The sequence below is a fragment of the Scandinavium sp. genome (assembly GCF_032012665.1).
GTDB lineage: Bacteria > Pseudomonadota > Gammaproteobacteria > Enterobacterales > Enterobacteriaceae > Scandinavium.
Genome location: NZ_DALZVG010000008.1, coordinates 132,969 through 159,055 on the forward strand (window position 1 = coordinate 132,969; position 26,087 = coordinate 159,055).

Sequence of the window (26,087 nt, forward strand, 5' to 3'; positions counted from 1 at the left end):
AATTAACGGCTACATACCTAACGCATGCGGTAGCCAGAGAGAAATGGCCGGAATGTAGGTCACCATCGCCAGTACAATCAACAATATTCCGTAGAACGGCAGCATGGCTTTCACCACCGTTTCTATCTTCTGCTTGCTCACCGCGCTGGCAACGAACAGTACCGAACCCACCGGCGGGGTAATCAGGCCGATCCCCAGGTTGACCATCATGATCATCCCGAAATGGACCGGATCGATCCCCAGTGCGTTGGTTACCGGCAGCAGCACCGGCGTCAGGATCAGGATGATTGGCGCCATATCCATCAGCGTGCCAATCAGCAGTAGCATGATATTCAGGTACATCAGAATGACGTATTTGTTGCTGGACAGCGAGGTGAAAAATTCCGTGATGCGCATAGGCAGCTGCATGTAGGTCATCACCGCGCCAAACGCCGCTGCAAAGCCAATCAGGATCATTACGATGCTAACCGTTTTCACCGTGCGGTACATTAGCTTTGGCAGCTCGCTCCACTGGTAGTCACGATAGATGAACATGGTGACGAAGAAGGCCCAAAGGCAGGCTACTGCCGCTGATTCTGTTGCGGTAAAAATGCCTGAGAGAATGCCACCCAGGATGATCACCACCGTCATCAACCCCCACAGCGCATCGACAAAAATCTTCACAGCCTGTTTGAACGGGATCGTTTCGCCTTTAGGGTAGCCACGCTTACGGGCAAAGCCGAGACACATCACCATCAGGCTCAGACCCAGCAGCAGCCCTGGCAGCACCCCCGCAATAAACAGTGTGGCGATAGATACCGTGCCGCCCGCCGCCAGGGAGTATATGACCGAGTTATGGCTCGGCGGGATCAGTATCGCCTGCACCGAACCGCTGGCGGTCACCGCCGCCGCGTATTCACGTGGATAACCCTTTTTTTCCATCTCCGGGATCATTACGCTGCCGATCGACGCCGTGTCCGCCACGGAAGAGCCGGAAATTGCGCCGAAAAACGTAGAGGCCACGATGTTCACCAGCGATAGCCCACCGCGAATAAAGCCGACGAACAGATAGGCAAAATTGACCAGACGACGGGCAATGCCGCCTTCCGCCATAATTGCTCCGGCGAGAATAAAGAACGGGATCGCCAGCAGGGTAAATTTATTCACCCCGCTGGTTATCTGGATCATTAGCGCTTCCAGCGGCAAATCTATCCACAGTGCGCCTGCTACGGCGCTCAACCCCACGGCAAAAGCTACCGGCATGCCAATTGCCAGCAGGATGGCGAGGGTAAAAAGCAGAATAAATGCATCCATTGAACACCCCTTAACCGTGGTTACCGATTAGCACCACCGGACGATTCTCCTGAGAGCCGAACAGCAGACGTTCGATGACGAATAAAATCAGCACCGTCGAGCCGATTGGCAACGGCAGATACGTCTCCCCGGAGGTCAGCAGCGGAAACTCGGCCACCGGCTGCTCCCAAAGATCGAGGCACAGTCCGTAGCTGTACCAGAGCATCAGCCCGGTAATCAGGAGCATCATCAAATCGACCAGCCGGGCAGCAGTACGTTGCAGCCCTGTGGGAAGACGGTCCGTCAGCATGTTGACCGCAATGTGCGACCCCGCGCGGTATCCCACCGCAGCGCCGATAAAGGTGAAGGTCACCATACACAGAATGGCCACCGGCTCGGGCCAGGACTCGCCCCGGTTGAGCACGTAGCGGGAAAAAATCCCAATCGGGATAACGATGGTCATCAGCAGCAGCGACAGACCAGCTACCCACATCGCCAGCATATACAGCTTGTCCATCAATTTTGGAAAGGACTCAGACATAGCGCCTCCTGCTCCGGAACGGTTACTGCACGTCGGCAATGGCTTTCATCAGAGCCTGATGTTTTTCGCCATAGGCTTTACGTACCGGCTCCGTCGCCTGGACGAAGTATGCTTTGTCAATTTCGTGGAACTGCACGCCTCCGGCCTTCATTTTCTCCAGCGCCTGCTGGTTGTAGGCATTCCACAGCTGACGCTGCTCCATCTGTGCCTCACGGGCCAGGGTAAGGATTTTTTGCTGCTGGTCGGCGCTGAGCTTGTCCCACTTCACTTTTGAATAGAGCAACATTTCCGGGGTGATGAAGTGGCCGCTGAGAGTGTAGTTTTTAGCAACCGGCATGTAGTTGTGTGCGATGAAGGTCGGCGGATTGTTCTCTGCGCCGTCAATCACCCCGGTCTGCATCCCGCTGTATACTTCGCTAACGCCCATCGCCACGGCGTTTGCGCCCATGTCTTTAAGGGTATCAATGGCGACCGGACTCCCCTGCACGCGAATTTTCATCCCTTTCAGATCTTCAGGTTTCGCCACCGGCTGTTTGGTAATGAGGTTACGTGTGCCGGAGTCCATCCAGCCAAGGAACACCAGCTTCGATTTTGGGTTGCTGGTCAGCTTGTCGCCAATCTGTTTGCCGATATCTCCGTCAATAACCTTGTGCATATGATCTTCATCGCGAAAAACGTAGGGCAGAGTAAAGGCTTCAACGTCCGGCAGGATCGCCGCCACGGGAGCCATCGACACGCGGATCATATCAATTGCCCCCATCTGCGCCTGCTCGATCATTTGCTTTTCATCGCCCAGCACACCGCCCGGGAAGACTTTAATGTCCAGTTCGCCGTTGGTCTGCTGTTTGAGCTTTTCCCCCATGTGCTGCACCGCGACAACGTTCGGATAACCTTCCGGGTGAACGTCGGCGGCACGGATGGTTTGTGCGAGAAGAAAAGGGGAAAAAATGAGGGTGGCGGTGGACAGGCAAAGGGCGGCCACAAATGGCCTTACAGTCATTTTCATCGGTCGTCTCCAGGGTATTTAATAAAACGTTGTTTTAATTTTGCGTTTAAAAACTAGCCTGGTGTCAGGAAAACGACGGTGAGACGCCTCACAAAAGCTACAATTGTGAAACGTTGGTTTAATGTTTTGATAACAATATTTCAGAGCGGATCACAATTTCCGCCCTGAGGAATCAATGGCCTTTTCGAATCAAATACTGATAAGGCAGACTTTCGGTTTGCTGAGCAATCAGCTCATGTTCCATAAAGCGGCAGAAGCCGGGGATGTCACGGGTGGTTGCCGGATCGTCGGCGATAATCAGCAGCGTTTCGCCCACGGGCATTGTACGCACGGTTTTACGCACCATCATTACTGGCTCCGGGCAGCGCAGGCCTTGTGCGTCCAGGGTGTGGTCAGCGGCAGAAAAAAGATCGCTCATGGTTCACTCAGTCAGTCAAAAACCGCATTAGTTTACGCGCACTTTTTTGTGACGCAAGGCAGGTTAACGATTGCGCGAAAATTAGCCGTTGCAAAGCGCACCGAAAGCAGTATCATGCGGCGGTTTTCATTGGGTTCCCTCACCCCAACCACTAAAAAGGTCACAATATGACGATGTTTTCTCAGGCCCAGCGCGTAAAAGCGTTGTTCTGGCTTTCGCTTTTTCATCTGCTGGTGATCACGTCCAGCAACTATCTGGTGCAGCTTCCGGTCTCCGTTTTTGGTTTTCACACCACCTGGGGCGCCTTCAGCTTTCCGTTTATTTTCCTCGCCACGGATTTAACCGTGCGTATTTTTGGCGCGCCGCTGGCCCGCCGGATTATTTTTGCGGTGATGGTGCCGGCTTTGCTGATTTCCTATGTCATCTCTTCGCTATTTTATATGGGCGAGTGGCAGGGCTTCGCCGCCCTCGGCAGCTTCAACCTGTTCGTGGCGCGCATCGCCGCCGCCAGCTTTATGGCCTATGCGCTGGGGCAGATCCTCGATGTAGGCGTCTTTAACCGCCTGCGTAAAAGCCGCCACTGGTGGCTTGCACCGACGGCCTCGACGCTGTTTGGCAATATCAGCGATACCGTCGCCTTCTTCTTCATTGCCTTCTGGCGCAGCACGGACCCGTTTATGGCCAGCCACTGGCAGGAAATCGCGCTGGTCGACTACAGCTTCAAGGTGCTCATCAGTATCGTATTCTTCCTGCCGATGTACGGCGTATTGCTGAATATGCTGTTGAAAAGGCTCGCAGATAAATCTGAAATCCCCGCTTTTCAGCACGGGTAAGCGTGCATTTCACGGGTTGTGATAAGATACGTGGATGTGCCGTTAATGGCCGTATATCAAAAGGAAGATGTCAATGCGCAAATTGGTTAAATACGCCGGTATTGGCCTGCTGGTAATGGGTCTTGCGGCCTGTGATAACAGTGACAGCAAAGCCCCTGCCCAGGGAGCATCCGCCGAAAGCAACGCGGCTGCCCAGTCCGTTAAATTACTGGACGGCAAACTCAGTTTCTCTCTGCCGGGTGATATGACCGATCAGAGCGGCAAATTGGGAACTCAGGCCAATAACATGCACGTTTATTCTGACGCCACAGGCCAGAAAGCCGTGATCGTGATTGTGGGCGACAACACCAGTGAAGACCTGGGCGTGCTGGCTTCCCGTCTGGAAGAGCAGCAGCGCGGCCGTGACCCGCAGCTGCAGGTCGTAACCAACAAATCCATCGAGCTGAAGGGTCATACCCTGCAGCAGCTCGACAGCATCATCTCTGCAAAAGGTCAGACCGCGTACTCTTCCGTGGTGCTGGGCAAAGTGGATGACAAACTGCTGACCCTGCAAATCACCCTGCCTGCTGACAATCAGCAAAAAGCGCAGACCCAGGCTGAAGACATTATTAACACCATCGTCATCAACTAAATTAGCCCGCTGACGGACAAGCTCTGGTTTTGCGACCGGGGCTTTTTTTTGCCCCGCTTTCAGACGATTAACCCGCCGCAACGCACTACACTTAATGCCGATAGCTTATTAAGGAAAATACCATGACCACACCTGCCGCGGATAAAGCGGGTTTACACATTCTGTTAAAGCTGGCGTCTCTGGTGATCATTCTTGCCGGGATCCACGCCGCAGCAGACATCATCGTTCAGCTCCTGCTGGCGCTCTTTTTCGCCATTGTTCTCAATCCGCTGGTCACCTGGTTTATTCGCCGCGGCGTAAAGCGGCCGATAGCCATCTCGATCGTGGTGTTTGTGATGCTTTGCGTGCTTACTGCGCTGGTTGGCCTGCTGGCAGCCTCGGGCAATGAATTCGTCGCCATGTTGCCGAAATACAATAAAGAGCTGACCCACAAGCTGCTGGCCTTACAGGATTCACTGCCGTTTTTACATATGCACATGTCGCTGGAGCGCATGCTGCAAGGCGTGGATTCCGACAAGATGATGACCTTCGCCACCACGATGATGACCGGGCTTTCCGGGGCGATGGCCAGCATTGTGCTACTGGTGATGACCGTGGTGTTTATGCTGTTTGAAGTGCGCCACGTGCCGTACAAACTGCGTTTCGCATTGGTCAATCCGCAGATCCATATCGCCGGGCTGCACCGCGCGCTGAAAGGCGTTTCACATTATCTGGCGCTGAAAACATTTATCAGCCTGCTGACCGGCATCATCGTCTGGATTGGTCTGCTGTTGATGGGCGTACAGTTTGCGCTGATGTGGGGCGTGCTGGCGTTTCTGCTTAACTACGTGCCCAATATCGGGTCGGTGATTTCTGCTATTCCGCCCATGCTTCAGGCGCTGCTGTTCAATGGCTGGTACGAGTGTGTGCTGGTGGGTGTCCTGTTCCTGGCGGTGCATATGGTGCTCGGCAATATTCTGGAGCCACGCCTGATGGGCCATCGTCTGGGAATGTCGACGCTGGTGGTCTTTTTGTCTTTACTGGTTTGGGGTTGGCTGCTCGGCCCGGTCGGGATGCTGCTGTCGGTGCCGCTCACCAGCGTCTGCAAGATTTGGATGGAAACCACCAAAGGCGGCAGCAAGCTGGCGATCCTGCTGGGACCAGGGCGACCCAAAAGTCGGCTTCCCGGATAGCGCCGTTGCCAGTGAATAAAACTACCCTTTTGGGTAGTTTTATTTTTATTCGCCAGAATATTACTATCAGCCTAACTAAAATTCTGCCAGAATAATTCAGAAATGCACACGATATTAATGGCGATAAATATTATCAGCGTATTAACAATGCTTACAGTTGCAGCCATTGCGTCACTCCTTTATCATTTTACAAACCGTCGTTATTAGCAACTGTGCTTAATTCGTCGTTCACTTTTAACGTTTAAATAACGCAAAGTGAATGGCCGAGTGGCCAGAATAACAATTTCACTTTACGTTGATATACGGTTTGAATATCGCTTGTTTTAATCACGCATTGCTTTACGTATTGAATGGAGTTATTGATGAAAAAGTTAGTGAGATGGTTTGCCGCCGCTGCCGTTGTGGGCGTGCTGGCCGGGTGCGTGTCCCGTACCGCACCGATTGAAACAGTTCAGAGTCCTGTTGCCGCGGGTCACACCGAAGCTCAGGTGCGAAATGCTATTTTAAAAGCTGGCCTGAATCGCCAGTGGATTATGACCGACGCTGGCCCGGGCGTGATTAAAGGCCGCCAGCAGGCACGCGACCATATCGCCAATATTCTCGTGCAGTATTCCGCCAGCAGCTACATCATCAAATATGATGGCAGTACCAACCTGATGGCGTCCGGTGGTAAAATTCATAAAAACTACAATCGTTGGGTGCATAACCTGGATAAAGATATTCAGATTAGCCTTTCCAGCGCGGCCCAGCAGTAATCGTTGTTGCGGGATATTAGCCTGAAACGGGCTGATATCCCGGCGGCGGTTTTCGCCATCGGGAGAAAAGTCTCAATTTAAGAGCACTCTGCCTTACAGGTATTCGCCAGCCTGCCGACAACATTGTAGGATGTGAGCGAAAACAGCGGCCCCAGCGATTGCCGCGTGAATAAAACGATAACTGATGGCATAACGTCTTAAAAGTCCCGACAGACCAGGCTGCACTGATGAATTTTGCATTACACCTTACCGACTGGCGGGCCCGCGCGCCTGGCCTTAGCGACGTCACGCAGTGGCTCGACTGGGCGGACCACGCGCGCGCCATTGACCCGCAAGCCCCGCAGGCGAAACTCACGACGTTGCCGATGATGACCGCGCGTCGACTCAGCTCCGGCAGCAGGCTTGCCGTGGAATGCGGAATGTCGATGCTGCAAAAACACGCCATTGATGCCGTGCTCTACACCAGTCGGCACGGTGAGCTGGAGCGTAATTACCGTATTCTCGAAGCGCTGGCCACCGGGCAGGCCGTTTCACCTACCGATTTCGCCCTCTCCGTGCACAATTCCGCCGTCGGCAACCTGACCATCGCGGCGAAGCAGCCTGTTGTCTCCTCCTCGCTTGCCGCCGGAAAAGACACCTTCCAGCAGGGGCTGTGCGAAGTTACCAGCCTGCTGCAGGCGGGCTATCAGCGGGTGCTGATGGTCGATTTTGACGGTTCCTTACCCGCGTTTTATCACGCCAGCGTACCCGCCGATATGCCAACCTGGGCCTATGCCTGTGCGATGGTATTTGAAGCGGGAGCAACGTTCAGTTGCACCACGCAGCCGGGCGGCAGCGAAGAGGAAAATAGTCTGCCGCAAAGCCTGATATTTTTGCGCCACTACCTGAATGGCGACCGTGAATTTGCCATCGACGGCGAAGTGGCTCGCTGGTGCTGGAGCCGCCAATGAGCCGTGCCAGTTCGCAACTCAACCGCCTGTGGCGCATCTTCGCGACCGGATTCTGCTTCTCGCTGTTCGGCATTGGCGGCCTGCTGCTGTCGCTCATCTGGTTTAATATTTTGTTGGTTTGCGTGCGCAATGCCGCGCGCCGCCGTCATATCGCCCGGCGCAGCATCTCGCAAAGTTTCCGCTTTTTTCTGTGGGTCACCCGCGTGATGGGGGTGCTGGATTACCGCGTGCACGGCGAAGCCGTCTTACGCGATGAAAAGGGCTGCCTTGTGGTTGCCAACCACCCGTCGTTGCTCGATTACGTGATGCTGGCCTCCGTCATGCCGGAAACTGACTGCATGGTCAAAGCGTCGCTTCTGCACAATCCTTTTATGAGCGGCGTCATTCGCAGCGCGGATTATCTGATTAACAGCCAGGCCGAAAGCCTGCTGCCCGCCTGCCAGCAGCGTCTGGCAAACGGCGATACCCTTCTGATTTTCCCGGAAGGCACCCGCACCCGCTACGGTGAGCCCATGACGCTCCAGCGCGGTGCCGCAAATATTGCCGTGCGTTGCGCAAGCGATGTGCGAATTGTGACAATCCGCTGCAGCGAACGCATGCTTGATAAACAGAGCAAGTGGTATGATGTGCCGCCGGTGAAGCCAATATTCGATGTGAATGTGGGCCAGCGCCTCGCCTTCACCGACTTTTATGATGCAAACTTACAAGAACCGGCACTGGCCGCACGCCAGCTCAACCGGCTATTTTTGTCGCAGTTACAGCAGTCCCACCCGGAAACCTGACCGGGAAAGATCTCTTTTGGCAGGAATTAATGATGCAAGCCCTTTATTCAGAAATAAAAAACCTCATTATTCAGACCCTGAATCTTGACGAGTTATCAGCGGATGATATCGACACCGATGCCCCTCTCTTTGGCGACGGCTTAGGCCTGGATTCCATCGATGCGCTGGAGCTGGGGCTGGCGGTAAAAAATCAGTACGGCGTGGTGCTTTCAGCCGAAAGCGAAGAGATGCGCCAGCATTTCTATTCCGTCGCTACACTGGCGTCCTTTATTCACGCCCAACGCGCGTAAAGACGAGTCCGTTATGACTGAACAAGAAACCATTTTTCAGGAAGTCACCGAACTTCTGCACAAGCTCTTTGAAATCGACCCTCAGGGCATCACGCCTGAATCCCGCCTGTATGAAGATCTGGAGCTGGACAGTATCGACGCCGTCGACATGGTCGTCCACCTGCAGAAAAAAACCGGTAAGAAAATTAAACCCGAAGAGTTTAAGTCCGTCCGCACCGTTCAGGATGTGGTCGATGCCGTCAGCCGTCTGCTGCGCGACGAGTAATCTGCGTGTCCGGCTTTCGTTCGCTGCCGTTAATGCGGCTGGCGACAGGTACCATCGTTTTGGCCTGGCCGCTGCTGGTCGGGTTTGGGCTGGCGCATAACGGCCTGCACTGGCTGCTGCCGGTGATGGCGGTGCTGCTGCTTCTGCGTTTGTTCCAGGTGCGTAAGCAGGCCGGGCCAATGCGGCGGGTGCTACAAAGCGTGGCGCTGGCAGGCATTGCGCTGTGCGTTGCCAGCAGCATGCTCAAAGCGCACCAGCTGCTGCTGTTCTATCCGGTGGTGGTGAACCTGGTGATGCTGGCCGTGTTTGGCGGATCGCTGTGGAGCGCTATGCCGCTGGTAGAACGCCTGGCCCGGCTGCGTGAACCGAATCTGCCACCGGAAGGCGTGCGCTATACCCGACAGGTGACCCGCATCTGGTGTCTGTTTTTTATCGTGAACGGCTCGGTAGCGCTGTTCACCGCTCTGCATGGCGATATGCGGCTGTGGACCGCGTGGAATGGCGTTATCGCCTATTTGCTGATGGGTATCCTGATGGCTGGTGAATGGCTGGTTCGCCGACGTTTGATGAAAAGAGTACAACCATGACACACCCCCTTCCGCTGTCGCAGTGGCTCAATCCTTTACGCCCTGACGATACCCGTATCGCGTGGCTCGGCGCACGTGAATGGCAGCTAGGCGACCTGCGACATGACGTCGGGTCGCTGTTCCAGGCGCTGGAAAAGCAGCCCGGCGAGCGCTGGGCGCTCTGTTTCGAAAACAGCTATCTGTTTGTCGTGGCGCTGCTGGCGACGCTGCACGCGGGCAAAATTCCGGTGATTCCAGGCCATTGTCGCGCCTCGCTGCTCGGCGAACAGCAGGAGCTGTTCGACGGTATCCTCAGCGAAAATCCGCTTGCCTGCGACAGCCCACAGATTGTGGTCGCTGCCGCTGAAAACGTTTCTCACAGCAACATCACGCTGCCGCCGGTTCCTGCGGACAGCTACGTGGAGCTCTTTACGTCCGGCTCAACCGGCCTGCCGAAGAAAATCATTAAGCCCGTCGCCCTGCTCGATGCCGAAGCGTGCATGCTGTATGCGCGATTTGAGCCGCGCCTTGAAGGCTGTCGGGTGGTGGCGTCTGTGGTGCCCCAGCATCTCTATGGCCTGACGTTCCGCATCTTTTTACCGATGGCCTGCGGGCTGCCTTTGCATGCGTCGATGCTTTATTACGCTGAACAGCTGAGTGCGTTGCCGCCAGAACATCGCTATGTGTTTATCAGCAGTCCGGCGTTTCTTAAGCGCCTCGACCCGAAGCTTTCGCCGCCGCCGGTCGGGATGATCCTTTCCGCAGGCGGTATGCTGCCATGGAAAGAGGTGAAAGAGACGCAGAGCTGGCTCAACGTCTGGCCGGATGAAATCTACGGCAGCACGGAAACCGGCATTGTTGCCTGGCGTCAGCGCATCGACAACGGCACCTCCTGGCAGCTTTTCCCGGGCGTAACGCTGCGGGCGGAAGGTGAGGAGTGGCGCTTGCTTTCACCGCTGCTGCACGACGAAGCGGGCCTGCTGCTGGACGACATGATTGAGCTGGTTGATGACGGTTTTCGCCTTGCGGGTCGCCGTGGGCGGGTGGTGAAAATTGAAGAGAAACGCGTGTCGCTGAGCGAAGTGGAAAGACGGCTGATGGCGCTTGAAGGCATTGTTGATGCGGCCGCGCTCCCCGTTTCGCGCGGAGGGCGTCAGGGCATCGGCGTGGTGCTGGTGCTCACCGAAAGCGCACGTGAACAGTGGCTCTCCACCGGCGGAAAAGCGCAGGAGCAAGCCTGGCGGCGGGCGCTGCAGCCGTGGCTGGAATCCGTTGCCGTGCCGCGCTACTGGCGCGTGGTGGATGACATCCCGGTCAACAGCATGAACAAGCGTGTTTACGCGCAGTTGCAGGAGCTGTTTTCATGAAGCCTCGCGAAATTGAACGTCAGCAGACACAGCCGCAGTCGTTATCTCTGACGCTGCATCTGGACCCGGAGCTGTTCTGGTTTCAGGGGCATTTTGACGTCCAGCCGCTGCTGCCTGGTGTGGCGCAGCTGGACTGGGTAATGCATTACGCCATCACGCTTTTGGCCCCCGACTATCGCTTTCACAGCATTCAGAACGTGAAGTTTCAGGCGCCGCTGCTGCCGGAAACCACCGTTACGCTCCGGCTTACCTGGCTGGCGGAAAAGCAGATCCTGACCTTCAGCTACGAGCGCCATGACGGCGAAGCACGGTATACCGCCAGCAGCGGAAAGATCCGGTTATGTCGGTAACCTTTACCCCCTGCATTCTGATCCCCTGCTATAACCACGGTGCGATGATGGCGAGCGTGCTTGCCCGGCTGTCTGCGTTTCAGATGCCGTGCATTATCGTGGATGACGGCAGCGAGAGCGCCACACGCGAGGTGCTTGAAGCCCTCGCGGCAGACCATGAACACATTACGCTGGTGCGCCTGCCCGAAAACGCGGGCAAAGGGGCTGCTGTCATTCGCGGGCTGGAAGAGGCGCAGCGTGCGGGCTTCAGCCATGCGGTGCAGGTCGACGCAGACGGTCAGCACGCCATTGAGGATATTCCTCGCCTGCTCACACTTGCCGAAAAACACCCGGACGCGCTGATTTCCGGGCGGCCGGTTTACGATGATTCCGTGCCGCGCTCGCGCCTTTACGGGCGCTACGTCACGCACGTCTGGGTATGGATTGAGACGCTTTCTCTCCAGCTTAAAGACAGCATGTGCGGTTTTCGCGTTTACCCGGTAGCACCGACGCTGCAGCTCGCCCGCCGCGTGCCGCTCGGTAATCGCATGGATTTTGATACCGAAGTGATGGTGCGCCTCTACTGGCAGGGCAACACCAGCTATTTTGTGCCGACCCGTGTGACCTATCCGCAGGACGGTCTGTCGCACTTCGACGCGCTGAAGGACAACCTGCGCATTTCGTGGATGCATACGCGCCTGTTCTTCGGCATGCTGCCGCGTATCCCCTCTTTGCTGATGCGCCGCCGCAGGCAGCACTGGGCGAAGCAGCCCGAAGCGAAAGGCTTATGGGGCATGCGCCTGATGATTTGGGTGTGGAGAACCTTCGGTCGTGGTGCGTTTTCTCTATTGCTGTGGCCGGTAATCGCCGTATTCTGGCTCACCGCAAGCGCTCCGCGCCGTGCGTCGCAGCAGTGGATTGCCGTCACGAAACGTGAACTGGCTGCCCGTAACCTGCCGCAGCCCGCCCGCTGTAACAGCTTTCACCACTTTATGCGCTTTGGTCACGCCATTCTCGACAAAATCGCCAGCTGGCGCGGCGAACTGAAGCCGGGGCGGGATATCGTTTTTGCGTCCGGAGCACAGGCCGCGCTGGATATGTCAGCGCCGCAAGGCAAGCTGCTGTTAGCCTCGCACCTCGGGGATGTCGAAGCCTGTCGCGCGCTCTCCACTCGTACCATCAACGCGCTGGTGTTTAATGAGAACGCTCAGCGCTTCAAGCAGGTGATGGAAGAGAACGCCCCGCAGTCGGGCATCAACCTGATTTCCGTTACCGACGTGGGGCCGGACACCGCGATGCTGCTGAAAGAGAAGCTTGATCAGGGCGAATGGGTGGCGATCGTCGGCGACAGAATTGCGGTCAATCCGCAGCGCGGCGGCGACTGGCGCGTTATCTGGAGCGAGTTTATGGGGCAACCCGCACCGTTCCCGCAGGGGCCCTTTATTCTGGCTTCGGTGCTGAAATGCCCGGTGCTGATGATTTTTGCTCTTAAGCAGCAGGGCAAACTGCACGTTCACTGCGAGCCTTTTGCCGACCCGCTGGTGTTGCCGCGCGGTGAGCGCCAGCAGGCTTTGCAGAATGCCGTCGACCGCTACGCGCAGCGCCTGGAGCATTACGCGCTCTCGTCGCCGCTCGACTGGTTTAACTTTTTTGATTTCTGGCAACTGCCGGACGCGACCGAGAAGGAGTAACGGGTGCTCAACGATCCCCGCTTTACCACCGAAGTTGAAATCACCGTGCCGTTTCACGACGTCGATATGATGGGCGTGGTGTGGCACGGCAACTATTTCCGCTATTTCGAAATCGCACGCGAGGCGCTGCTCAACCAGTTCGACTATGGCTATCGCCAGATGAAAGCATCCGGCTACGTCTGGCCCGTTGTGGATACGCGCGTGAAGTACCGCGACGTGGTGACCTTCGAGCAAACCATCCGCGTACGCGCGAAGCTCGAAGAGTATGAAAACCGCCTGCGCATCGGCTATGAAATCTTCGACGCGGCCAGCGGAAAACGCACCACCACCGGCTACACCATTCAGGTGGCGGTGGAGGAGAAAAGCAAAGAGCTGTGCTTCGTCAGCCCGGCGGTTCTGTTTGAACGTATGGGAGTGGCATCATGAAGCTCTGGCCTTTCGTCATTCTGCTGCTGTCCCCGTTCACGCATGCCGTCACGCTGGACGAACTCCAGCAGCGCTTTACCGAACAGCCGCTGGTGCGCGCCCATTTCGACCAGACGCGTACCATCAAAGAGATGCCGCAGCCGCTGCGCTCGCAGGGTGAAATGCTGATCGCCCGCGACACCGGGCTGCTGTGGGATCAGACCTCGCCGTTCCCGATGCGCCTGATGCTCAATGACACGCGGATGGTGCAGATCATCAACGGCCAGCCGCCGCAGACCATTACCGCCGACAACAATCCGCAAATGTTCCAGTTTAACCACCTGCTGCGCGCGCTGTTTCAGGCCGACCGCAAAGTGCTGGAGCAGAACTTCCGCATCGATTTTCAGGACAAGGGCAGCGACCGCTGGACGCTGAAGCTGACGCCCGTCGTCACGCCGCTGGACAAGATTTTTACTTCCATCGATTTGAGCGGCAAGACGTATCTGGAAACGATCCAACTGAACGATAAGCAGGGCGATCGTACGGACATCACTTTAAGCCACCAACGCCTGACGCCAGCGACTTTGACCGATGACGAACGTAAGCGCTTTACCGCCGAGTAACGCCGGCCGCGCCGCCTTCGGCTGGCTGGTACTGTGCCTTATTCTGCTTGTCGCCCTGGTGCTGATGCTGCCGCGTGCGCGACTGAACAGCAGCGTACTGGCGATGCTGCCCTCACAAAGCCTGGGCACCATTCCGCCTGCGCTGAGTGACGGCTTTATTCAGCGCCTGGATAGCCAACTGGTGTGGATGGTCAGCCCCGGCAAAACCGCCGATCCGGCGGTCGCGGCACGCTGGCAGGCGCTGCTGACAAACTCCGGTGCGCTGAGTGAAGTCAAAGGCCAGATGGATACCAAAAGCCAGCAGGCGTGGGGCACATTTTTCTTTCAGCATCGCAACGGCCTGATCGACCCGGCGACGCGTGCGCGCCTGCAACAGGGCGGTGAAGCCCAGGCGCAGTGGATTTTGTCGCAGCTTTACTCGGCGTTTTCTGGCGTCAGCGGTAAAGAGCTCAATAACGATCCGCTGATGCTGATGCGTGGCTCACAGCTGGCGCTGGCGCAGAACGGCCAAAAGCTTCGGCTGATGGACGGCTGGCTGGTGGCGCAAGATGAAGCAGGAAATTACTGGTATCTGCTGCACGGTGAGCTCAACGGCTCGTCGTTCGACATGCAGCAAACCCACCAGCGTGTGACGCAGCTGGCGGCGCTGGAAGCGGAGCTGAAAGCGCAGTTTCCGCAGGCGAAGGTGCTGTCGCGCGGCACGATGTTCTACAGCGACTACGCCAGCCAGCAGGCGAAGCATGACGTTTCTACGCTGGGCGTGGCGACGATTCTGGGGGTGATCCTGCTGATTGTGCTGGTCTTCCGCTCGCTGCGGCCGCTGCTGCTGTGCCTGATTTCCATCGGCATTGGCGCCGCCGCAGGTACGGTGATGACGCTGCTGCTGTTCGGCGAGCTGCACCTGATGACGCTGGTGATGAGCATGAGCATCATCGGCATTTCCGCCGACTACACGCTTTACTACCTGACTGAAAGGATGGTGCACGGTGAGCAAAGCTCAACCTGGGAAAGCCTGCTCAAGGTGCGCAATGCGCTGCTGCTGGCGTTGCTGACCACGGTTGCTGCCTACCTCATCATGATGCTTGCCCCGTTCCCCGGTATTCGCCAGATGGCAGTATTTGCCGCAGCAGGCCTGAGCGCCTCCTGCCTGACGGTGATTTTCTGGCATCCGTGGCTGTGCCGCGGCCTGCCGGTACGACCGGTGCCGATGATGGCACTGATGCTGCGCTGGCTGGCGGCGTGGCGGCGCAATAAAAAGCTCTCCGTTGGCCTGCCGCTCGTGCTGGCGCTGTTTGCGCTGGCGGGGCTTTCACAGCTGCGCGTGAATGACGATATTTCGCAGCTTCAGGCGCTGCCGCAGCACCTGTTGATGCAGGAGAAAAAGATTACTGCGCTCACCGGACAAAGCGTCGATCAGAAATGGTTCGTGGTGTACGGCGATACGGCTCAGCAGACGCTGGAGCGGCTGGAGGCCTTCACGCCGCAGCTTGAAAAAGCGCGTGTCGCCGGTGATTTTGCTCAGTTCCGTACGCTGCCGCTCAATTCCGTCGCGCGCCAGCAGCAGGATTTAGCTCTGCTGAAGCAGGCTGCACCAGCGGTGGTAAAAGCGCTGAACACCGCCGGATTGCAGACCGTGACCCCTGATTTATCATCGATGCCGGTGAGCGTTGAGGCGTGGCTGAAGAGCCCGGCCAGCGAAGGCTGGCGTCTGCTCTGGCTGACCCTGCCTGACGGTAAAAGTGGCGTGCTGGTGCCGGTAGACGGCGTGAAGGACAGCGCTGCGCTGCAACGTCTGGCCGATAACACTGAAGGCGTGGCGTGGAACGACCGTAAAGCCTCATTCGACGCTCTGTTTATGCTGTATCGCACCATTTTAACGGCGCTGCTCGGCGTGGCGCTGGTGGTGATCGCTGTTGGCGCAATGCTGCGCCTGGGCTGGCGTAAAGGGTTGATAAGCCTGGTGCCGTCGGTGCTGTCGCTTGGCTGCGGGCTGGCGGTGCTGGCGTTTAGCGGCCACACGGTGAACCTGTTCTCCCTGCTGGCGCTGGTTCTGGTGCTCGGCATTGGCATCAACTACACCCTGTTTTTCAGCAACCCGCGCGGTACGCCGCTGACGTCGCTATTGGCGATTACTTTGGCCATGATCACCACGCTCCTGACGCTCGGCATGCTGGTGTTCAGCGCCACCCAGGCCATCAGCAGCTTCGGCATCGTGCTGGTGAGCGGGATTTTCACCGCGTTTCTGCTGTCGCCGCTGGCGATGTCGGGCAAAAAAAGAAAAAGGTCATGAAACTCGCCCGGCGGCGCTGCGCTTGCACGGGCCTACAAACACATATGTCAACCGGGCTTGTAGGCCGGGTAAGCGTTAGCGCCACCCGGCAATCGCACCACCCGGCAGATTTTGAGGTATTAATGATGATGCGTATATTCTGGCTCGCTGCTGTGTTGATACTGACCGGCTGTAGCCATTCATCCCGGAATGAAAATGGCCGCCCCCAGGCGTGGCTTCAGCCTGGCACGCAGGTCACGCTGCCTGCGCCCGGTATTACGACAGCGGTCAGTTCACAGCAGCTGCTGACCGGCACGTTCAACGGCAAAACTCAGTCGCTGCTGGTGATGCTGAACGCTGATGATAAAAAGCTGACGCTGGCAGGGCTGTCGTCCGTCGGCATTCGTCTCTTCCTCGTCACCTATGATGAACAGGGGATTCACACCGAGCAGTCCATCGTAGTGCCACAGCTGCCACCCGCAAGCCAGGTGCTGGCCGACGTGATGCTGAGTCACTGGCCGCTGAGCGCCTGGACGCCGCAGTTGCCGAAGGGCTGGACGCTGACGGATCGTGGGGATAAACGTGAGCTTCGCAACGCGGGCGGCAAGCTGGTGACCGAAATCACTTACCTGCAGCGTAAGGGCAAGCGTGAGCCGATCAGCATCGAACAGCTCGTCTTTAACTACCACATCACCATTCAATACCTGGGTGACTGAGATGATCTACATAGCTGCCGCAGGCATGATTAACGCGCTGGGCAACACGCCGGACGAGATTGTTGCCAACCTTAGCACTGGCATCGCCCCGGGGATGCGCCCGCGCGAAGGCTGGCTACAGGGCGACATTACCGCCGTGCTCGGCGGCGTGGATGGCGCACTGCCTGCGATTCCCGACGAGTTTGCCGCGCATCGCTCCCGCAATAACCAGCTGCTGCTGGCGGCGCTGGCGCAAATTCAGCCGCAGGTGGACGACGCCATCGCCCGCTTTGGCCGCGACCGCGTGGCGGTGATCATGGGCACCAGCACCTCCGGACTCGATGAAGGCGACATCCACGCGGACATGACGCTGAACGGCAAAGAGAGCCCTGACTGGCGCTACGCACAGCAGGAGCTTGGCGACCCGTCGCGTTTCCTGCGCAACTGGCTGAAGCTGGAAGGCCCGGCCTATACGCTTTCCACTGCCTGTTCATCCAGTGCGCGCGCAATGATCAGCGGTCGTCGGCTGATTGACGCGGGCCTGGTCGATGTGGCGCTTGTCGGCGGTGCCGACACGCTCAGCCGCATGCCGGTTAACGGTTTCAATAGTTTAGAGTCGCTCTCGACCACGCTGTGCCAGCCGTTTGGCCGCGACCGCTGTGGCATCACCATTGGCGAAGGCGCTGCGCTGATGCTGCTGACCCGCGAACCTCAGCCCGTGGCGCTGCTGGGCGTGGGCGAATCGAGCGATGCACACCATATTTCTGCGCCGCATCCTGAGGGCTCTGGCGCCATTCGCGCCATTCAGCAGGCGCTGGCCGATGCGAACCTGCAACCGCAGGATGTGGGGTATATCAATCTGCATGGCACCGCAACGCCGCTGAATGACCAGGTGGAATCTGCCGTCGTTCACGCGCTGTTTGGCGAAAGCGTGCCGTGCAGCTCTACGAAACATCTGACCGGGCACACGCTGGGCGCGGCGGGCATTACCGAAGCGGCGCTGAGCTGGCTGATCTTAACGCGTGATCTGCCGCTTCCGGCGCAGGACTTCAGTCAGGCACCCGCCGACCCTCAGCTTCCGCCCTGCGGCATTCTTAGTGCACCGCAGCCGCTGGAGCGGCCGGTTATTCTGTCGAATTCATTCGCCTTTGGCGGCAACAACGCCAGCATCCTGCTGGGGAGAAGGGCATGAGCCACTATTTATCACCGGGCGCTTATCTGCCCCACGACGCGCCGATGCTGCTGCTCGAAACCGTGCTGAGCGTTACCGAAGAGCAGGCCGTCTGCCAGGTTGTAGTGAACCGCCGCGGCGTGCTTGCGCCGTTCCTCGACGCCAACGGCAACCTGCCGGGCTGGTACGCGCTCGAGTTAATGGCGCAGACCGTCGGCGTCTGGTCCGGCTGGCATCGCCAGCAGCGCGGTGAGGCGCAAATTAGCCTTGGCATGGTGCTGGGTGCGCGCGAGCTGAAGTGCGCTAACGGCGAACTGGCTGCCGAAAGCCAGCTCGATATCACCGTCACCCTGCTGATGCAGGACGAGCGTTTCGGCAGCTTTGAGTGCGCCATTGCCGCAGGCGGCGAGACGCTTGCCAGCGGTCGCGTCAACACCTTCCAGCCCTCACAGGAAGAATTAACCACGCTGTTTCAACAGGGAGCGTCATCATGAGTCGTTCAGTTCTGGTCACCGGGGCCAGTAAAGGCATTGGCCGCGCGATCGCGCTGAAGCTTGCCGCCGATGGTTTTACCGTTGGCGTGCATTACCACAGCGATCGGCAGGGCGCGCAGGATACCCTTGACGCCATTGAGCGCGCGGGGGGGACAGGCCGCCTGTTACAGTTCGACGTGGGCAATCGCGAGCAGTGCCGCGAAGTGCTGGAAGCCGATATCGAACAGCACGGCGCGTGGTATGGCGTGGTCAGCAACGCGGGCATCACCCGCGACGGCGCGTTCCCGGCGCTGAGCGAAGATGACTGGGACCGCGTGATCCACACCAACCTCGACAGCTTCTACAACGTGATTCATCCGTGCATTATGCCGATGATTTCAACCCGTAAAGGCGGGCGCATCATTACGCTCTCCTCGGTGTCCGGCGTGATGGGAAACCGCGGCCAGGTAAACTACAGCGCGGCGAAAGCGGGGATTATTGGTGCGACCAAAGCGCTGGCCATTGAGCTTGCGAAGCGCAAAATTACCGTCAATTGCATCGCGCCGGGGCTTATCGACACCGGAATGATCGAGATGGAAGAGGCCGCGCTGAAAGAAGCGATGAATATTATTCCGATGAAACGCATGGGCCAGGCTGATGAAGTCGCCGGCCTTGCGAGCTATTTAATGTCCGACATTGCGGGCTACGTCACCCGTCAGGTGATTTCCATTAACGGAGGCATGTTATGACCCGTCGCGTCGTCATTACCGGCATGGGCGGTGTGACCGCCTTTGGCGAAAGCTGGGATGCGGTGTCCGCGCGTCTGCGCAGCTATCAGAATGCGGTACGCAAAATGCCTGAGTGGCAGGTTTACGACGGGCTGCACACGCTGCTTGGCGCACCAATTGATGATTTCACGCTGCCTGCTCACTATACCCGCAAGCGCATCCGCGCGATGGGCCGCGTCTCGCTGATGTCCACCCGCGCAAGCGAACTGGCGCTGGAGCAGGCCGGGCTTATCGACAACCCGGTACTGACCAACGGTGAAACCGGTATTGCCTATGGTTCGTCAACCGGCAGCACCGGGCCGGTGAGCGAGTTCGCCACGATGCTGACCGAAAAGCACACCAACAACATTACCGGCACTACCTACGTGCAGATGATGCCGCACACCACCGCCGTCAACACCGGGCTGTTCTTCGGCCTGCGCGGGCGCGTGATCCCGACTTCCAGCGCCTGCACCTCCGGCAGTCAGGCGATTGGCTACGCGTACGAAGCCATTCGTCACGGCTACCAGACCGTGATGGTCGCGGGTGGCGCAGAGGAGCTTTGCCCTTCGGAGGCGGCGGTGTTCGACACGCTGTTCGCGACCAGCCAGCGCAACGACGCACCAGCAACAACGCCCTCTCCGTTTGACGTTAACCGTGACGGGCTGGTGATTGGCGAAGGCGCAGGCACGCTGGTGCTGGAAGAACTGGAGCATGCGAAAGCGCGCGGGGCGAAAATCTACGGTGAAATCATCGGTTTTGCGACCAACTGCGACGCGGCGCATATCACCCAGCCGCAGAAGGAAACGATGCAGGTTTGCATGGAGCAGTCGCTGCGCCAGGCGGGACTTGCGCCATCGGATATCGGTTATATTTCCGCGCACGGCACGGCTACTGACCGCGGTGATATCGCGGAAAGTCAGGCCACGGCTGCGGTGTTTGGTAACCGTACGCCAATCTCATCGCTGAAAAGTTACTTCGGGCATACGCTCGGGGCCTGCGGCGCGTTAGAAGCCTGGATGAGCCTGCAAATGCTGCGTGAAGGCTGGTTTGCGCCCACGCTTAACCTGCAGCAGCCGGACGAACAATGTGGCGATCTGGACTACATTATGGGAGAGTCACGGGCTATCGACTGTGAGTTTTTGCAGAGCAATAACTTCGCCTTCGGCGGGATCAACACTTCGATTGTCATTAAACGCTGGGAGTAACGATGTATCGGCTGTTCCTCGGGAAAATTTCGACCCTCAGTCTGACGACGCTGCCGCAGGTGCTTGCTGAACAGGCGCCGGAAGGAAAGCGTCGCAGCGCCTGGCTTGCCGGGCGTGCGCTGCTGTGTCATGCGGTGTCGCCGCTGCCGGAAATTCACTTCGGTGAACAGGGCAAGCCGGGGTTCGATGAACACCATACGCTGTGGTTTAACCTGAGCCACAGCGGCGATGACATTGCTTTATTGCTCAGCGACGAAGGCGAAGTAGGCTGCGATATCGAAACGTTCCGCCCGCGTCCGCAGTGGCAGCAGTTAGCCAACGCGACGTTTACCGGCAACGAACATATTGAGATTGAACGTGAAGCTGAAGACCAGCGGCTGACAGCGTTCTGGCGCATCTGGACGCGCAAAGAAGCGATGGTCAAACAGCGCGGCGGCAGCGCCTGGCAGATTGTCAGCTACGACAGCACCGCGCCGCTGAATCTGCACCTGAGCGATTTGCAGCATGAAGGTTTAAGCCTAGCGGTGTGTACGCCAACGCCGTTTACGGTGAGTACAGCGGTGATCGAGCGGGTTTAATTTGCTAATGAATGAGATAGAAACTGCCTTTTCGGTTTTTATATTCATAAACCAGCGATGGTAAGAAGAAAGGATCTTAAGACGATCCTTTCAAAACTGCCAATTATCGCTATATGTCATTAGAAAATGTAGCTAACCACAACCAAGAGCTGAGTCCTTATCACAGGCCAATTTTTCCGACAAATTACTAAGGGAGTCGATGCCAACGGACTTACAATTGTAAATAGATTCCTTTTTGCTATTTAGATTCGTAACACTAACCCCACGGTTTTCATTCTCATATTCATAATAGCTAAATATAGTGTATTTATATCCTGCATTCACAAATGACACATTGAAGTAGTCTGTTTGAAATCGCGAATAATGATTGTATTTAAACCCTGAAAAACCATCCCCTTTTGACTCATATTTAAATTCAATTTTACGATCTTTCGTTAAGGTGTAACGTAGTACACCTTTATTTTCGTCCAGCTTAATTATTCCTTTTGCAGTATTGCACAAAAAATATTCATCGCTCGCAAACGATGAACCGCACAGAAACATTACAAATAACAACAAGAGATTATAATGACGCATTGTAATTGTTCTCCATTTTTAAATCATACCCCTTCTGACTTGGTCCGTTATACCTTTTTGCGAATGAGAGCCAGTCTTTATCACGAATGGAGCGTAAGAAAACACTATCAGCCTCAATGAAATTTTGACATAACAGCAAGTGGCATGAATAACAGAAAAATACTTGTTAACTTAATTAATTTCATAACCATTCACAGCGTTTTATCGTTTTCGGAAGAGAAATTATGGGTAGAAAGGATCTTAAGAAGATCCTTTCAAAACTGCCAACTATCGCTATATGTCATTAGAAAATGTAGCTAACTCCTTTCCTCTACTTTCTGACATTCTCGCGACACATTCATTAATAGCTGCTTGGTGTGCTGGGCTGTTACTATCAATTGGGAAAGAATATAACTTGCAATTAGAGTCCCGGAATTTAATCCAATCTCGCTGAGAGGTCTTAACATTATCTACCAGCTCTTTTTTCAACGCATCATCATTCATATAGTCAGAATTTATTTTAGCTAGTAACTCTGAGTATTGTTTGTTTAAATATTTATCTGCGTCACTCTTTTTGCTTTCGGCACACAAATATACTTGATCAGAATTTTTTATATCGTTACAAACATCCGCACCATGTGAGAATGCCGAATAGAATAAAAAGACCGCTATAACATGTTTCATTCACTATCCTCCAAATAATTCGCTCTATGCCTTCCAGGTTCATACTGAGAAATTGAAGGGCTATTTCTTATATAGCTAATCAGTTCTTGTTTATTGTTATTCGAACCAGCGAGCATAGGCTTGGGTCCTTTCGTAAAGCCCTGATAAACAAAATCAACCAGTACTTCCTGAATCGTAGAGTCTAACTCTTCCCATGGTTTAGTACCAGAGACACCATTAGTCCATTTGATATAGTTTGAAATTGCTCGCTCAACATATTTTGGGTAGATGATAGCAAAAAGTGACTTTTGCTGCTGCAATGTAATTTCGCCTACGTCACTCTTATTTGAAAGTACAAAATCACGCGCTGAACTTCCTTTTAATCCTGCGCCTTTCGATATTTTAGCCGCTTGCTCACTAGGTATTCCTGATGCGACCATGTCACTATATACATTCGCTTCCGAACGATCTCCCATATCATAACCTCGTCCAAGCGTCACCCCTGAAAGGTCATTACCAGGCCAATGAATTACCCGGCTATAATAAATAGACGATGAAATATCATTACCTTCAGCATTGTAGGTCAGTCTTCCTTCTAAGCTTTTCTTTTGAGACCTAATAGCATCAAGAAACACAATCGGATGCATATGCCACAGCGCTTCACTGCTGCGGATCTCCGGTACATCCTTCATCCACACCAGTTTATTGATGAAGTCACGGTTATACAGCGCCATGGCCGGGTATTTCTTCGCCTGTTCATCCAGCGCAGCTTGCCACAGGGCTGACATGCCATCCTTCAGCCATTCACTATGGTGTTTCACCACAAAGCGCTGCACCTGATGCTGAATGTGCGGCTGCCTGTTATGCAGAAACCGCCACAGTTCGCCTGCATCAATCACGCCATCCTGGTTCAGATCCATCTGCTTTAGCAGCTTCTGATACTGCTCGGTGTAGCTCGATGAATACATATCCCGCGTTTCGCTCCGGGCCAGCGCTTCCAGCTGTTCATACACCTGCCGCAGCCAGCTCTCTTTCGGCGTCTGGAAAATGCTTTGCGGCGCATCTTCCTGCTCCAGTGGCATAAACCCCCGCTTTTCGAGATCGAACTGGTTCGCTCTCTCCACATCCGCCGCAGCCATCCAAGCCAGCTCGTCGGGAATGTAGTACCAGGTCTTCCCGTCAGCTTCCAGACGGCGGCATTCGCTTTCCGGGGTGTATCGCTCTGCAGTTGTGGGGGAAGGGTCTCCCCCGACGCCGGCCACCACAAACGTATTATCCTGCTCCCGGTGCTTCCAGCGGGTTTTATCCGCCAGCGTGTGCAGCTCTGCCGCACCGATCGTCACCCCGGCCTTATTTGCCAGAAAATCCTTCATCCGGGCATCCTGGCTGAACACCTCCAGATGGCAGAAGTGTTGTGGCCCGCCAGACGGACGTTCGATCAGGCTCAGGTGACCGATAATCTCCCCGGCTTTCACCGTGGGTGAATTCTCGCCGGAAACCGTTACCACCTGATTAAACACACCACGCTCACGAGCAGTCTGCATCCACGCTGGCAGCGCATTGCCATGCCGCTTCACAAATTTATCCAGTCCGGAGATCCAGCCCGATTCCCCGACGGATAATCCGCTTTTAGCACCATCAGGTAGCGATATCACTGACACGAAAATAAACGGAGCTGGCCTGCCGTTCAGCAGGAATGAAGCCTCCTGCTTAATTTCAACCACTGCACCGCGTGGTAGCGTGGTCTTCGTATCCTGCGGCACCTCATAGTGACGCAGCGCATCTCGGGGAACGTTGACCCCTTCACTCAGTCCGCTACGTATCCAGCCGGGAGAGGTGTTGTCCTGGCGGATTTTCAGCGCACGGGCTGTCACTGTGGCGGTTGATTTGTCTGTAATGCCGTATTCGGCGAGAGGGGCTATCTGCATCCACAGCGTGTAAAAATCCAGCGCGTTATCAGGGCTGGCTTTATCCGGAGTGCAGGTGGATTTGATGAGGACGAAGGTGGAGCTGAATTTCAGCATCCTTTTTCCGAACGCTGCCGTCTGATAATCGTCATTGAGCCGCCAGGCCACCACCTGACCATCCGTCATGCATTTCAGGCCATGGCTGTCAGCGTTAAAGACAGCATCTCTGGCAAAGTCGCCGTACAGATGAATACCACCATGCCAGTGCTCTGCCTGCTTCATTAGCCAGTGGGTATCGCCTTCGCTTCCCTGCATGGCTGCCATGAATTCCTTTGCCGAACGGTACCCGTCAACCGGCAGCACCATTTTCATCCTGTTCTCCCTGAATTTATGATGGCTATTTGCGCATCATATACTGTACAGAAGATAACCGGAACTGTTCCTGGTAGTTGAATTTACAGATAAAACCATTAGCGCATCTGGATGAGCAGAGAAGCGGTGTTGGGATAATGCGACAACTACACCTTACGGTATGCACGCCAACGCCGTTTACGGTGAGTACAGCGGTGATTGAGCGGGTAGGGTGAGATCGACAAGCATCTTCCAAAAGGATGCGAGGTCTGACACAAAAACGGCAACCAGAAGGTTGCCGTTTTGCTTTTACTTAACCCTTCATCCACACCCGAATGCCGTCCAGGAACATCTGGGTGGCGAGCATGACCAGAATCAGCCCCATCAGGCGCTCCAGCGCGTTCACGCCTTTCTCGCCGAGCAGGCGCAAAAACAGCCCCGACTGCAGCAGTATCACAAACGTGCCGCCCCAGGCGAGCATCAGCGCGATAATCAAATGCCCCATCTGGTTCGGATACTGGTGCGACAGCAGCATTAACGTTGCCAGCAATGACGGCCCGGCCACCAGGGGAATGGCCAGCGGAACGATAAAAGGTTCTTCACCGGCGGGTAACCCATTGCTGCCGCCCTCATTGCCGGGAAAAATCATCTTTATGGCAATCAGGAACAGAATAATGCCTCCGGAGATAGAAACGGTCTCCGCGCTCAGATTCAGGAAGGCGAGAATTTTCTCTCCGGCGAAGAGGAAAATGAGCATTATCACCAGTGCGATCAATAGCTCACGTATCATGATCGCCCTGCGGCGCCTGGGTTCCGTGTGTTTCAGCACCGACATAAAAATCGGCAAATTTCCCAGCGGATCCATAATCAGGATCAATAAAACCGCGGCAGAAAGAATTTCACTCATGACATTGTTCCCTGATAATGACTTTTCACGCTCCGAATAATGAGCGTGTTAAATAAGCTGCTTTACTTAATGATGACGAATCATTGAATTTTTTCACTTGCGACTTTGGCTGCATTTTGTAATGTGGTGAGGCCCCTGCGTCCAGTGACGGAAAACGGGGTCAGCACAACAGCACACACCTCTGCAGGAAAACACGTTATGAAAAATGTTGGTTTTATCGGCTGGCGCGGAATGGTCGGCTCTGTACTCATGCAACGCATGGTAGAAGAGCGCGATTTCGACGCTATCCGCCCGGTCTTCTTCTCCACCTCCCAGCTTGGTCAGGCTGCGCCCGCGTTTGGCACCCATAGCGGTGGCACATTGCAGGACGCCTTCGATCTGGAGGCGTTAAAGGCACTCGACATTATTGTCACCTGCCAGGGCGGCGATTATACCAACGAAATCTATCCAAAGCTGCGTGAAAGCGGCTGGCAGGGTTACTGGATTGATGCGGCCTCGTCGCTGCGCATGAAAGATGATGCCATCATCATTCTGGATCCGGTGAACCAGGCTGTCATTACCGACGGTCTCAACAAAGGCGTCAAAACCTTCGTCGGCGGCAACTGCACCGTCAGCCTGATGCTGATGTCGCTGGGCGGCCTGTTCGC

31 protein-coding genes are annotated in these 26,087 nt (G+C 55.9%); 22 read left to right on the forward strand and 9 right to left on the reverse strand.

What is annotated here, in order from left to right; all coding sequences use genetic code 11:
* Positions 1–9: 9 nt before the first annotated feature.
* The 4 genes from RTU33_RS09595 to tusA form a co-directional block, all read right to left on the reverse strand.
* Positions 10–1,293 carry a TRAP transporter large permease gene (locus RTU33_RS09595; protein ID WP_312626901.1) on the reverse strand — a complete coding sequence of 428 codons (1,284 nt, stop codon included), beginning with the start codon at positions 1,291–1,293 and terminating at the stop codon, positions 10–12.
* Between the two features lie 10 nt (positions 1,294–1,303).
* Positions 1,304–1,813, reverse strand: a complete 510-nt coding sequence (locus RTU33_RS09600; protein WP_312626902.1) for a TRAP transporter small permease — start codon at positions 1,811–1,813, stop codon at positions 1,304–1,306.
* A gap of 22 nt (positions 1,814–1,835) precedes the next feature.
* Positions 1,836–2,819, reverse strand: coding sequence for a TRAP transporter substrate-binding protein (locus tag RTU33_RS09605; RefSeq protein ID WP_312626904.1), 984 nt, complete (start codon positions 2,817–2,819; stop codon positions 1,836–1,838).
* A gap of 172 nt (positions 2,820–2,991) precedes the next feature.
* Complete coding sequence (tusA, locus tag RTU33_RS09610; protein WP_097163379.1) at positions 2,992–3,237, reverse strand: sulfurtransferase TusA; 246 nt, start codon at positions 3,235–3,237, stop codon at positions 2,992–2,994.
* Between the two features lie 167 nt (positions 3,238–3,404).
* Here tusA and RTU33_RS09615 point away from each other — a divergent pair, with 167 nt between their 5' ends.
* The 21 genes from RTU33_RS09615 to acpT all read left to right on the forward strand — a co-directional run bounded on the left by RTU33_RS09615 (position 3,405) and on the right by acpT (position 21,057).
* Entirely contained in the window at positions 3,405–4,070 is a 666-nt protein-coding gene (locus RTU33_RS09615) for a 7-cyano-7-deazaguanine/7-aminomethyl-7-deazaguanine transporter (RefSeq protein ID WP_312626906.1), read from the forward strand.
* 73 nt (positions 4,071–4,143) lie between these two features.
* Positions 4,144–4,701, forward strand: a complete 558-nt coding sequence (locus RTU33_RS09620) for a DcrB family lipoprotein (protein ID WP_312626908.1) — start codon at positions 4,144–4,146, stop codon at positions 4,699–4,701.
* A gap of 122 nt (positions 4,702–4,823) precedes the next feature.
* Complete coding sequence (locus RTU33_RS09625; protein WP_312626910.1) at positions 4,824–5,873, forward strand: AI-2E family transporter; 1,050 nt, start codon at positions 4,824–4,826, stop codon at positions 5,871–5,873.
* Positions 5,874–6,235: 362 nt separating this feature from the next.
* Complete coding sequence (locus tag RTU33_RS09630; RefSeq protein WP_312626911.1) at positions 6,236–6,628, forward strand: hypothetical protein; 393 nt, start codon at positions 6,236–6,238, stop codon at positions 6,626–6,628.
* A gap of 227 nt (positions 6,629–6,855) precedes the next feature.
* The gene (locus tag RTU33_RS09635) at positions 6,856–7,578 is read left to right on the forward strand and encodes a beta-ketoacyl synthase chain length factor (protein ID WP_312626912.1); all 723 of its coding nucleotides are present in this window, start codon (positions 6,856–6,858) and stop codon (positions 7,576–7,578) included.
* A complete protein-coding gene (locus RTU33_RS09640; RefSeq protein WP_312626962.1) occupies positions 7,557–8,360 on the forward strand; it encodes a lysophospholipid acyltransferase family protein in 804 nt (267 codons plus the stop codon). The genes RTU33_RS09635 and RTU33_RS09640 overlap by 22 nt, the downstream gene beginning before the upstream one ends.
* 32 nt (positions 8,361–8,392) lie before the next feature.
* Entirely contained in the window at positions 8,393–8,650 is a 258-nt protein-coding gene (locus RTU33_RS09645) for a phosphopantetheine-binding protein (RefSeq protein WP_312626963.1), read from the forward strand.
* A gap of 13 nt (positions 8,651–8,663) precedes the next feature.
* Positions 8,664–8,915 carry an acyl carrier protein gene (locus RTU33_RS09650; RefSeq protein WP_312626913.1) on the forward strand — a complete coding sequence of 84 codons (252 nt, stop codon included), beginning with the start codon at positions 8,664–8,666 and terminating at the stop codon, positions 8,913–8,915.
* A 5-nt stretch (positions 8,916–8,920) separates the two neighbouring features.
* Positions 8,921–9,502, forward strand: a complete 582-nt coding sequence (locus RTU33_RS09655; protein ID WP_312626915.1) for a hypothetical protein — start codon at positions 8,921–8,923, stop codon at positions 9,500–9,502.
* The gene (locus RTU33_RS09660) at positions 9,499–10,848 is read left to right on the forward strand and encodes an AMP-binding protein (protein WP_312626917.1); all 1,350 of its coding nucleotides are present in this window, start codon (positions 9,499–9,501) and stop codon (positions 10,846–10,848) included. The genes RTU33_RS09655 and RTU33_RS09660 overlap by 4 nt, the downstream gene beginning before the upstream one ends.
* Positions 10,845–11,198: a hydroxymyristoyl-ACP dehydratase gene (locus RTU33_RS09665; protein WP_312626919.1), complete on the forward strand. Its 354-nt coding sequence runs from the start codon at positions 10,845–10,847 to the stop codon at positions 11,196–11,198. Before RTU33_RS09660 ends, RTU33_RS09665 begins: the two co-directional genes overlap by 4 nt.
* A complete protein-coding gene (locus RTU33_RS09670; protein ID WP_312626921.1) occupies positions 11,189–12,868 on the forward strand; it encodes a glycosyltransferase in 1,680 nt (559 codons plus the stop codon). The genes RTU33_RS09665 and RTU33_RS09670 overlap by 10 nt, the downstream gene beginning before the upstream one ends.
* A 3-nt stretch (positions 12,869–12,871) precedes the next feature.
* Positions 12,872–13,294 carry a thioesterase family protein gene (locus RTU33_RS09675; RefSeq protein WP_312626923.1) on the forward strand — a complete coding sequence of 141 codons (423 nt, stop codon included), beginning with the start codon at positions 12,872–12,874 and terminating at the stop codon, positions 13,292–13,294.
* Positions 13,291–13,896 (forward strand): outer membrane lipoprotein carrier protein LolA, encoded by a 606-nt coding sequence (locus RTU33_RS09680; protein ID WP_312626925.1) that lies wholly within the window; start codon positions 13,291–13,293, stop codon positions 13,894–13,896. The genes RTU33_RS09675 and RTU33_RS09680 overlap by 4 nt, the downstream gene beginning before the upstream one ends.
* Positions 13,865–16,186, forward strand: a complete 2,322-nt coding sequence (locus RTU33_RS09685) for an MMPL family transporter (protein ID WP_312626927.1) — start codon at positions 13,865–13,867, stop codon at positions 16,184–16,186. The genes RTU33_RS09680 and RTU33_RS09685 overlap by 32 nt, the downstream gene beginning before the upstream one ends.
* Positions 16,187–16,308: 122 nt before the next feature.
* Positions 16,309–16,881, forward strand: a complete 573-nt coding sequence (locus tag RTU33_RS09690; RefSeq protein WP_312626929.1) for a DUF3261 domain-containing protein — start codon at positions 16,309–16,311, stop codon at positions 16,879–16,881.
* A 1-nt stretch (position 16,882) separates the two neighbouring features.
* Complete coding sequence (locus RTU33_RS09695; RefSeq protein ID WP_312626931.1) at positions 16,883–18,052, forward strand: beta-ketoacyl-[acyl-carrier-protein] synthase family protein; 1,170 nt, start codon at positions 16,883–16,885, stop codon at positions 18,050–18,052.
* A complete protein-coding gene (locus tag RTU33_RS09700; RefSeq protein ID WP_312626933.1) occupies positions 18,049–18,525 on the forward strand; it encodes a 3-hydroxy-fatty acyl-ACP dehydratase in 477 nt (158 codons plus the stop codon). The genes RTU33_RS09695 and RTU33_RS09700 overlap by 4 nt, the downstream gene beginning before the upstream one ends.
* Positions 18,522–19,253 (forward strand): 3-ketoacyl-ACP reductase FabG2, encoded by a 732-nt coding sequence (locus RTU33_RS09705; protein WP_312626935.1) that lies wholly within the window; start codon positions 18,522–18,524, stop codon positions 19,251–19,253. Before RTU33_RS09700 ends, RTU33_RS09705 begins: the two co-directional genes overlap by 4 nt.
* Positions 19,250–20,479: a beta-ketoacyl-ACP synthase gene (locus RTU33_RS09710; protein ID WP_312626937.1), complete on the forward strand. Its 1,230-nt coding sequence runs from the start codon at positions 19,250–19,252 to the stop codon at positions 20,477–20,479. Before RTU33_RS09705 ends, RTU33_RS09710 begins: the two co-directional genes overlap by 4 nt.
* Before the next feature lie 2 nt (positions 20,480–20,481).
* Entirely contained in the window at positions 20,482–21,057 is a 576-nt protein-coding gene (acpT, locus tag RTU33_RS09715) for a 4'-phosphopantetheinyl transferase AcpT (protein WP_312626939.1), read from the forward strand.
* Between the two features lie 132 nt (positions 21,058–21,189).
* Here the strand turns inward: acpT and RTU33_RS09720 are convergent, their stop codons facing one another.
* From RTU33_RS09720 to RTU33_RS09740, 5 genes are all read right to left on the reverse strand, one after another.
* Positions 21,190–21,633 (reverse strand): hypothetical protein, encoded by a 444-nt coding sequence (locus tag RTU33_RS09720; RefSeq protein WP_312626941.1) that lies wholly within the window; start codon positions 21,631–21,633, stop codon positions 21,190–21,192.
* Positions 21,620–21,772: an N-acetylmuramidase domain-containing protein gene (locus tag RTU33_RS09725; RefSeq protein ID WP_312626943.1), complete on the reverse strand. Its 153-nt coding sequence runs from the start codon at positions 21,770–21,772 to the stop codon at positions 21,620–21,622. The genes RTU33_RS09720 and RTU33_RS09725 overlap by 14 nt, the downstream gene beginning before the upstream one ends.
* 134 nt (positions 21,773–21,906) lie before the next feature.
* Entirely contained in the window at positions 21,907–22,296 is a 390-nt protein-coding gene (locus RTU33_RS09730) for a lysozyme inhibitor LprI family protein (RefSeq protein ID WP_312626945.1), read from the reverse strand.
* The gene (locus tag RTU33_RS09735) at positions 22,293–24,554 is read right to left on the reverse strand and encodes a pesticin C-terminus-like muramidase (RefSeq protein WP_312626947.1); all 2,262 of its coding nucleotides are present in this window, start codon (positions 24,552–24,554) and stop codon (positions 22,293–22,295) included. Before RTU33_RS09735 ends, RTU33_RS09730 begins: the two co-directional genes overlap by 4 nt.
* Before the next feature lie 292 nt (positions 24,555–24,846).
* Entirely contained in the window at positions 24,847–25,440 is a 594-nt protein-coding gene (locus tag RTU33_RS09740) for a YhgN family NAAT transporter (RefSeq protein WP_312626949.1), read from the reverse strand.
* A 198-nt stretch (positions 25,441–25,638) separates the two neighbouring features.
* Between RTU33_RS09740 and RTU33_RS09745 the strand changes: the two genes are divergently transcribed.
* Positions 25,639–26,087, forward strand: a 449-nt coding sequence (locus RTU33_RS09745) for an aspartate-semialdehyde dehydrogenase (RefSeq protein WP_312626951.1), incomplete at its 3' end; no start/stop codon positions are given.

What these genes read in the sequence shown, in the direction of transcription:
- RTU33_RS09650 (WP_312626913.1), top strand. Translation starts at nt 8,664, where the DNA reads ATGACTGAACAAGAAACCATTTTTCAGGAAGTCACCGAACTTCTGCAC.
- RTU33_RS09620 (WP_312626908.1), top strand. Translation starts at nt 4,144, where the DNA reads ATGCGCAAATTGGTTAAATACGCCGGTATTGGCCTGCTGGTAATGGGT.
- RTU33_RS09670 (WP_312626921.1), top strand. Translation starts at nt 11,189, where the DNA reads ATGTCGGTAACCTTTACCCCCTGCATTCTGATCCCCTGCTATAACCAC.
- RTU33_RS09720 (WP_312626941.1), bottom strand. Translation starts at nt 21,633, where the DNA reads ATGCGTCATTATAATCTCTTGTTGTTATTTGTAATGTTTCTGTGCGGT.
- acpT (WP_312626939.1), top strand. Translation starts at nt 20,482, where the DNA reads ATGTATCGGCTGTTCCTCGGGAAAATTTCGACCCTCAGTCTGACGACG.
- RTU33_RS09705 (WP_312626935.1), top strand. Translation starts at nt 18,522, where the DNA reads ATGAGTCGTTCAGTTCTGGTCACCGGGGCCAGTAAAGGCATTGGCCGC.
- RTU33_RS09660 (WP_312626917.1), top strand. Translation starts at nt 9,499, where the DNA reads ATGACACACCCCCTTCCGCTGTCGCAGTGGCTCAATCCTTTACGCCCT.
- RTU33_RS09700 (WP_312626933.1), top strand. Translation starts at nt 18,049, where the DNA reads ATGAGCCACTATTTATCACCGGGCGCTTATCTGCCCCACGACGCGCCG.
- RTU33_RS09665 (WP_312626919.1), top strand. Translation starts at nt 10,845, where the DNA reads ATGAAGCCTCGCGAAATTGAACGTCAGCAGACACAGCCGCAGTCGTTA.
- RTU33_RS09680 (WP_312626925.1), top strand. Translation starts at nt 13,291, where the DNA reads ATGAAGCTCTGGCCTTTCGTCATTCTGCTGCTGTCCCCGTTCACGCAT.
- RTU33_RS09615 (WP_312626906.1), top strand. Translation starts at nt 3,405, where the DNA reads ATGACGATGTTTTCTCAGGCCCAGCGCGTAAAAGCGTTGTTCTGGCTT.
- RTU33_RS09695 (WP_312626931.1), top strand. Translation starts at nt 16,883, where the DNA reads ATGATCTACATAGCTGCCGCAGGCATGATTAACGCGCTGGGCAACACG.
- RTU33_RS09685 (WP_312626927.1), top strand. Translation starts at nt 13,865, where the DNA reads ATGACGAACGTAAGCGCTTTACCGCCGAGTAACGCCGGCCGCGCCGCC.
- RTU33_RS09710 (WP_312626937.1), top strand. Translation starts at nt 19,250, where the DNA reads ATGACCCGTCGCGTCGTCATTACCGGCATGGGCGGTGTGACCGCCTTT.
- RTU33_RS09740 (WP_312626949.1), bottom strand. Translation starts at nt 25,440, where the DNA reads ATGAGTGAAATTCTTTCTGCCGCGGTTTTATTGATCCTGATTATGGAT.
- RTU33_RS09605 (WP_312626904.1), bottom strand. Translation starts at nt 2,819, where the DNA reads ATGAAAATGACTGTAAGGCCATTTGTGGCCGCCCTTTGCCTGTCCACC.
- RTU33_RS09645 (WP_312626963.1), top strand. Translation starts at nt 8,393, where the DNA reads ATGCAAGCCCTTTATTCAGAAATAAAAAACCTCATTATTCAGACCCTG.
- RTU33_RS09635 (WP_312626912.1), top strand. Translation starts at nt 6,856, where the DNA reads ATGAATTTTGCATTACACCTTACCGACTGGCGGGCCCGCGCGCCTGGC.
- RTU33_RS09600 (WP_312626902.1), bottom strand. Translation starts at nt 1,813, where the DNA reads ATGTCTGAGTCCTTTCCAAAATTGATGGACAAGCTGTATATGCTGGCG.
- RTU33_RS09625 (WP_312626910.1), top strand. Translation starts at nt 4,824, where the DNA reads ATGACCACACCTGCCGCGGATAAAGCGGGTTTACACATTCTGTTAAAG.
- RTU33_RS09595 (WP_312626901.1), bottom strand. Translation starts at nt 1,293, where the DNA reads ATGGATGCATTTATTCTGCTTTTTACCCTCGCCATCCTGCTGGCAATT.
- RTU33_RS09630 (WP_312626911.1), top strand. Translation starts at nt 6,236, where the DNA reads ATGAAAAAGTTAGTGAGATGGTTTGCCGCCGCTGCCGTTGTGGGCGTG.
- RTU33_RS09690 (WP_312626929.1), top strand. Translation starts at nt 16,309, where the DNA reads ATGATGATGCGTATATTCTGGCTCGCTGCTGTGTTGATACTGACCGGC.
- RTU33_RS09730 (WP_312626945.1), bottom strand. Translation starts at nt 22,296, where the DNA reads ATGAAACATGTTATAGCGGTCTTTTTATTCTATTCGGCATTCTCACAT.
- RTU33_RS09735 (WP_312626947.1), bottom strand. Translation starts at nt 24,554, where the DNA reads ATGAAAATGGTGCTGCCGGTTGACGGGTACCGTTCGGCAAAGGAATTC.
- tusA (WP_097163379.1), bottom strand. Translation starts at nt 3,237, where the DNA reads ATGAGCGATCTTTTTTCTGCCGCTGACCACACCCTGGACGCACAAGGC.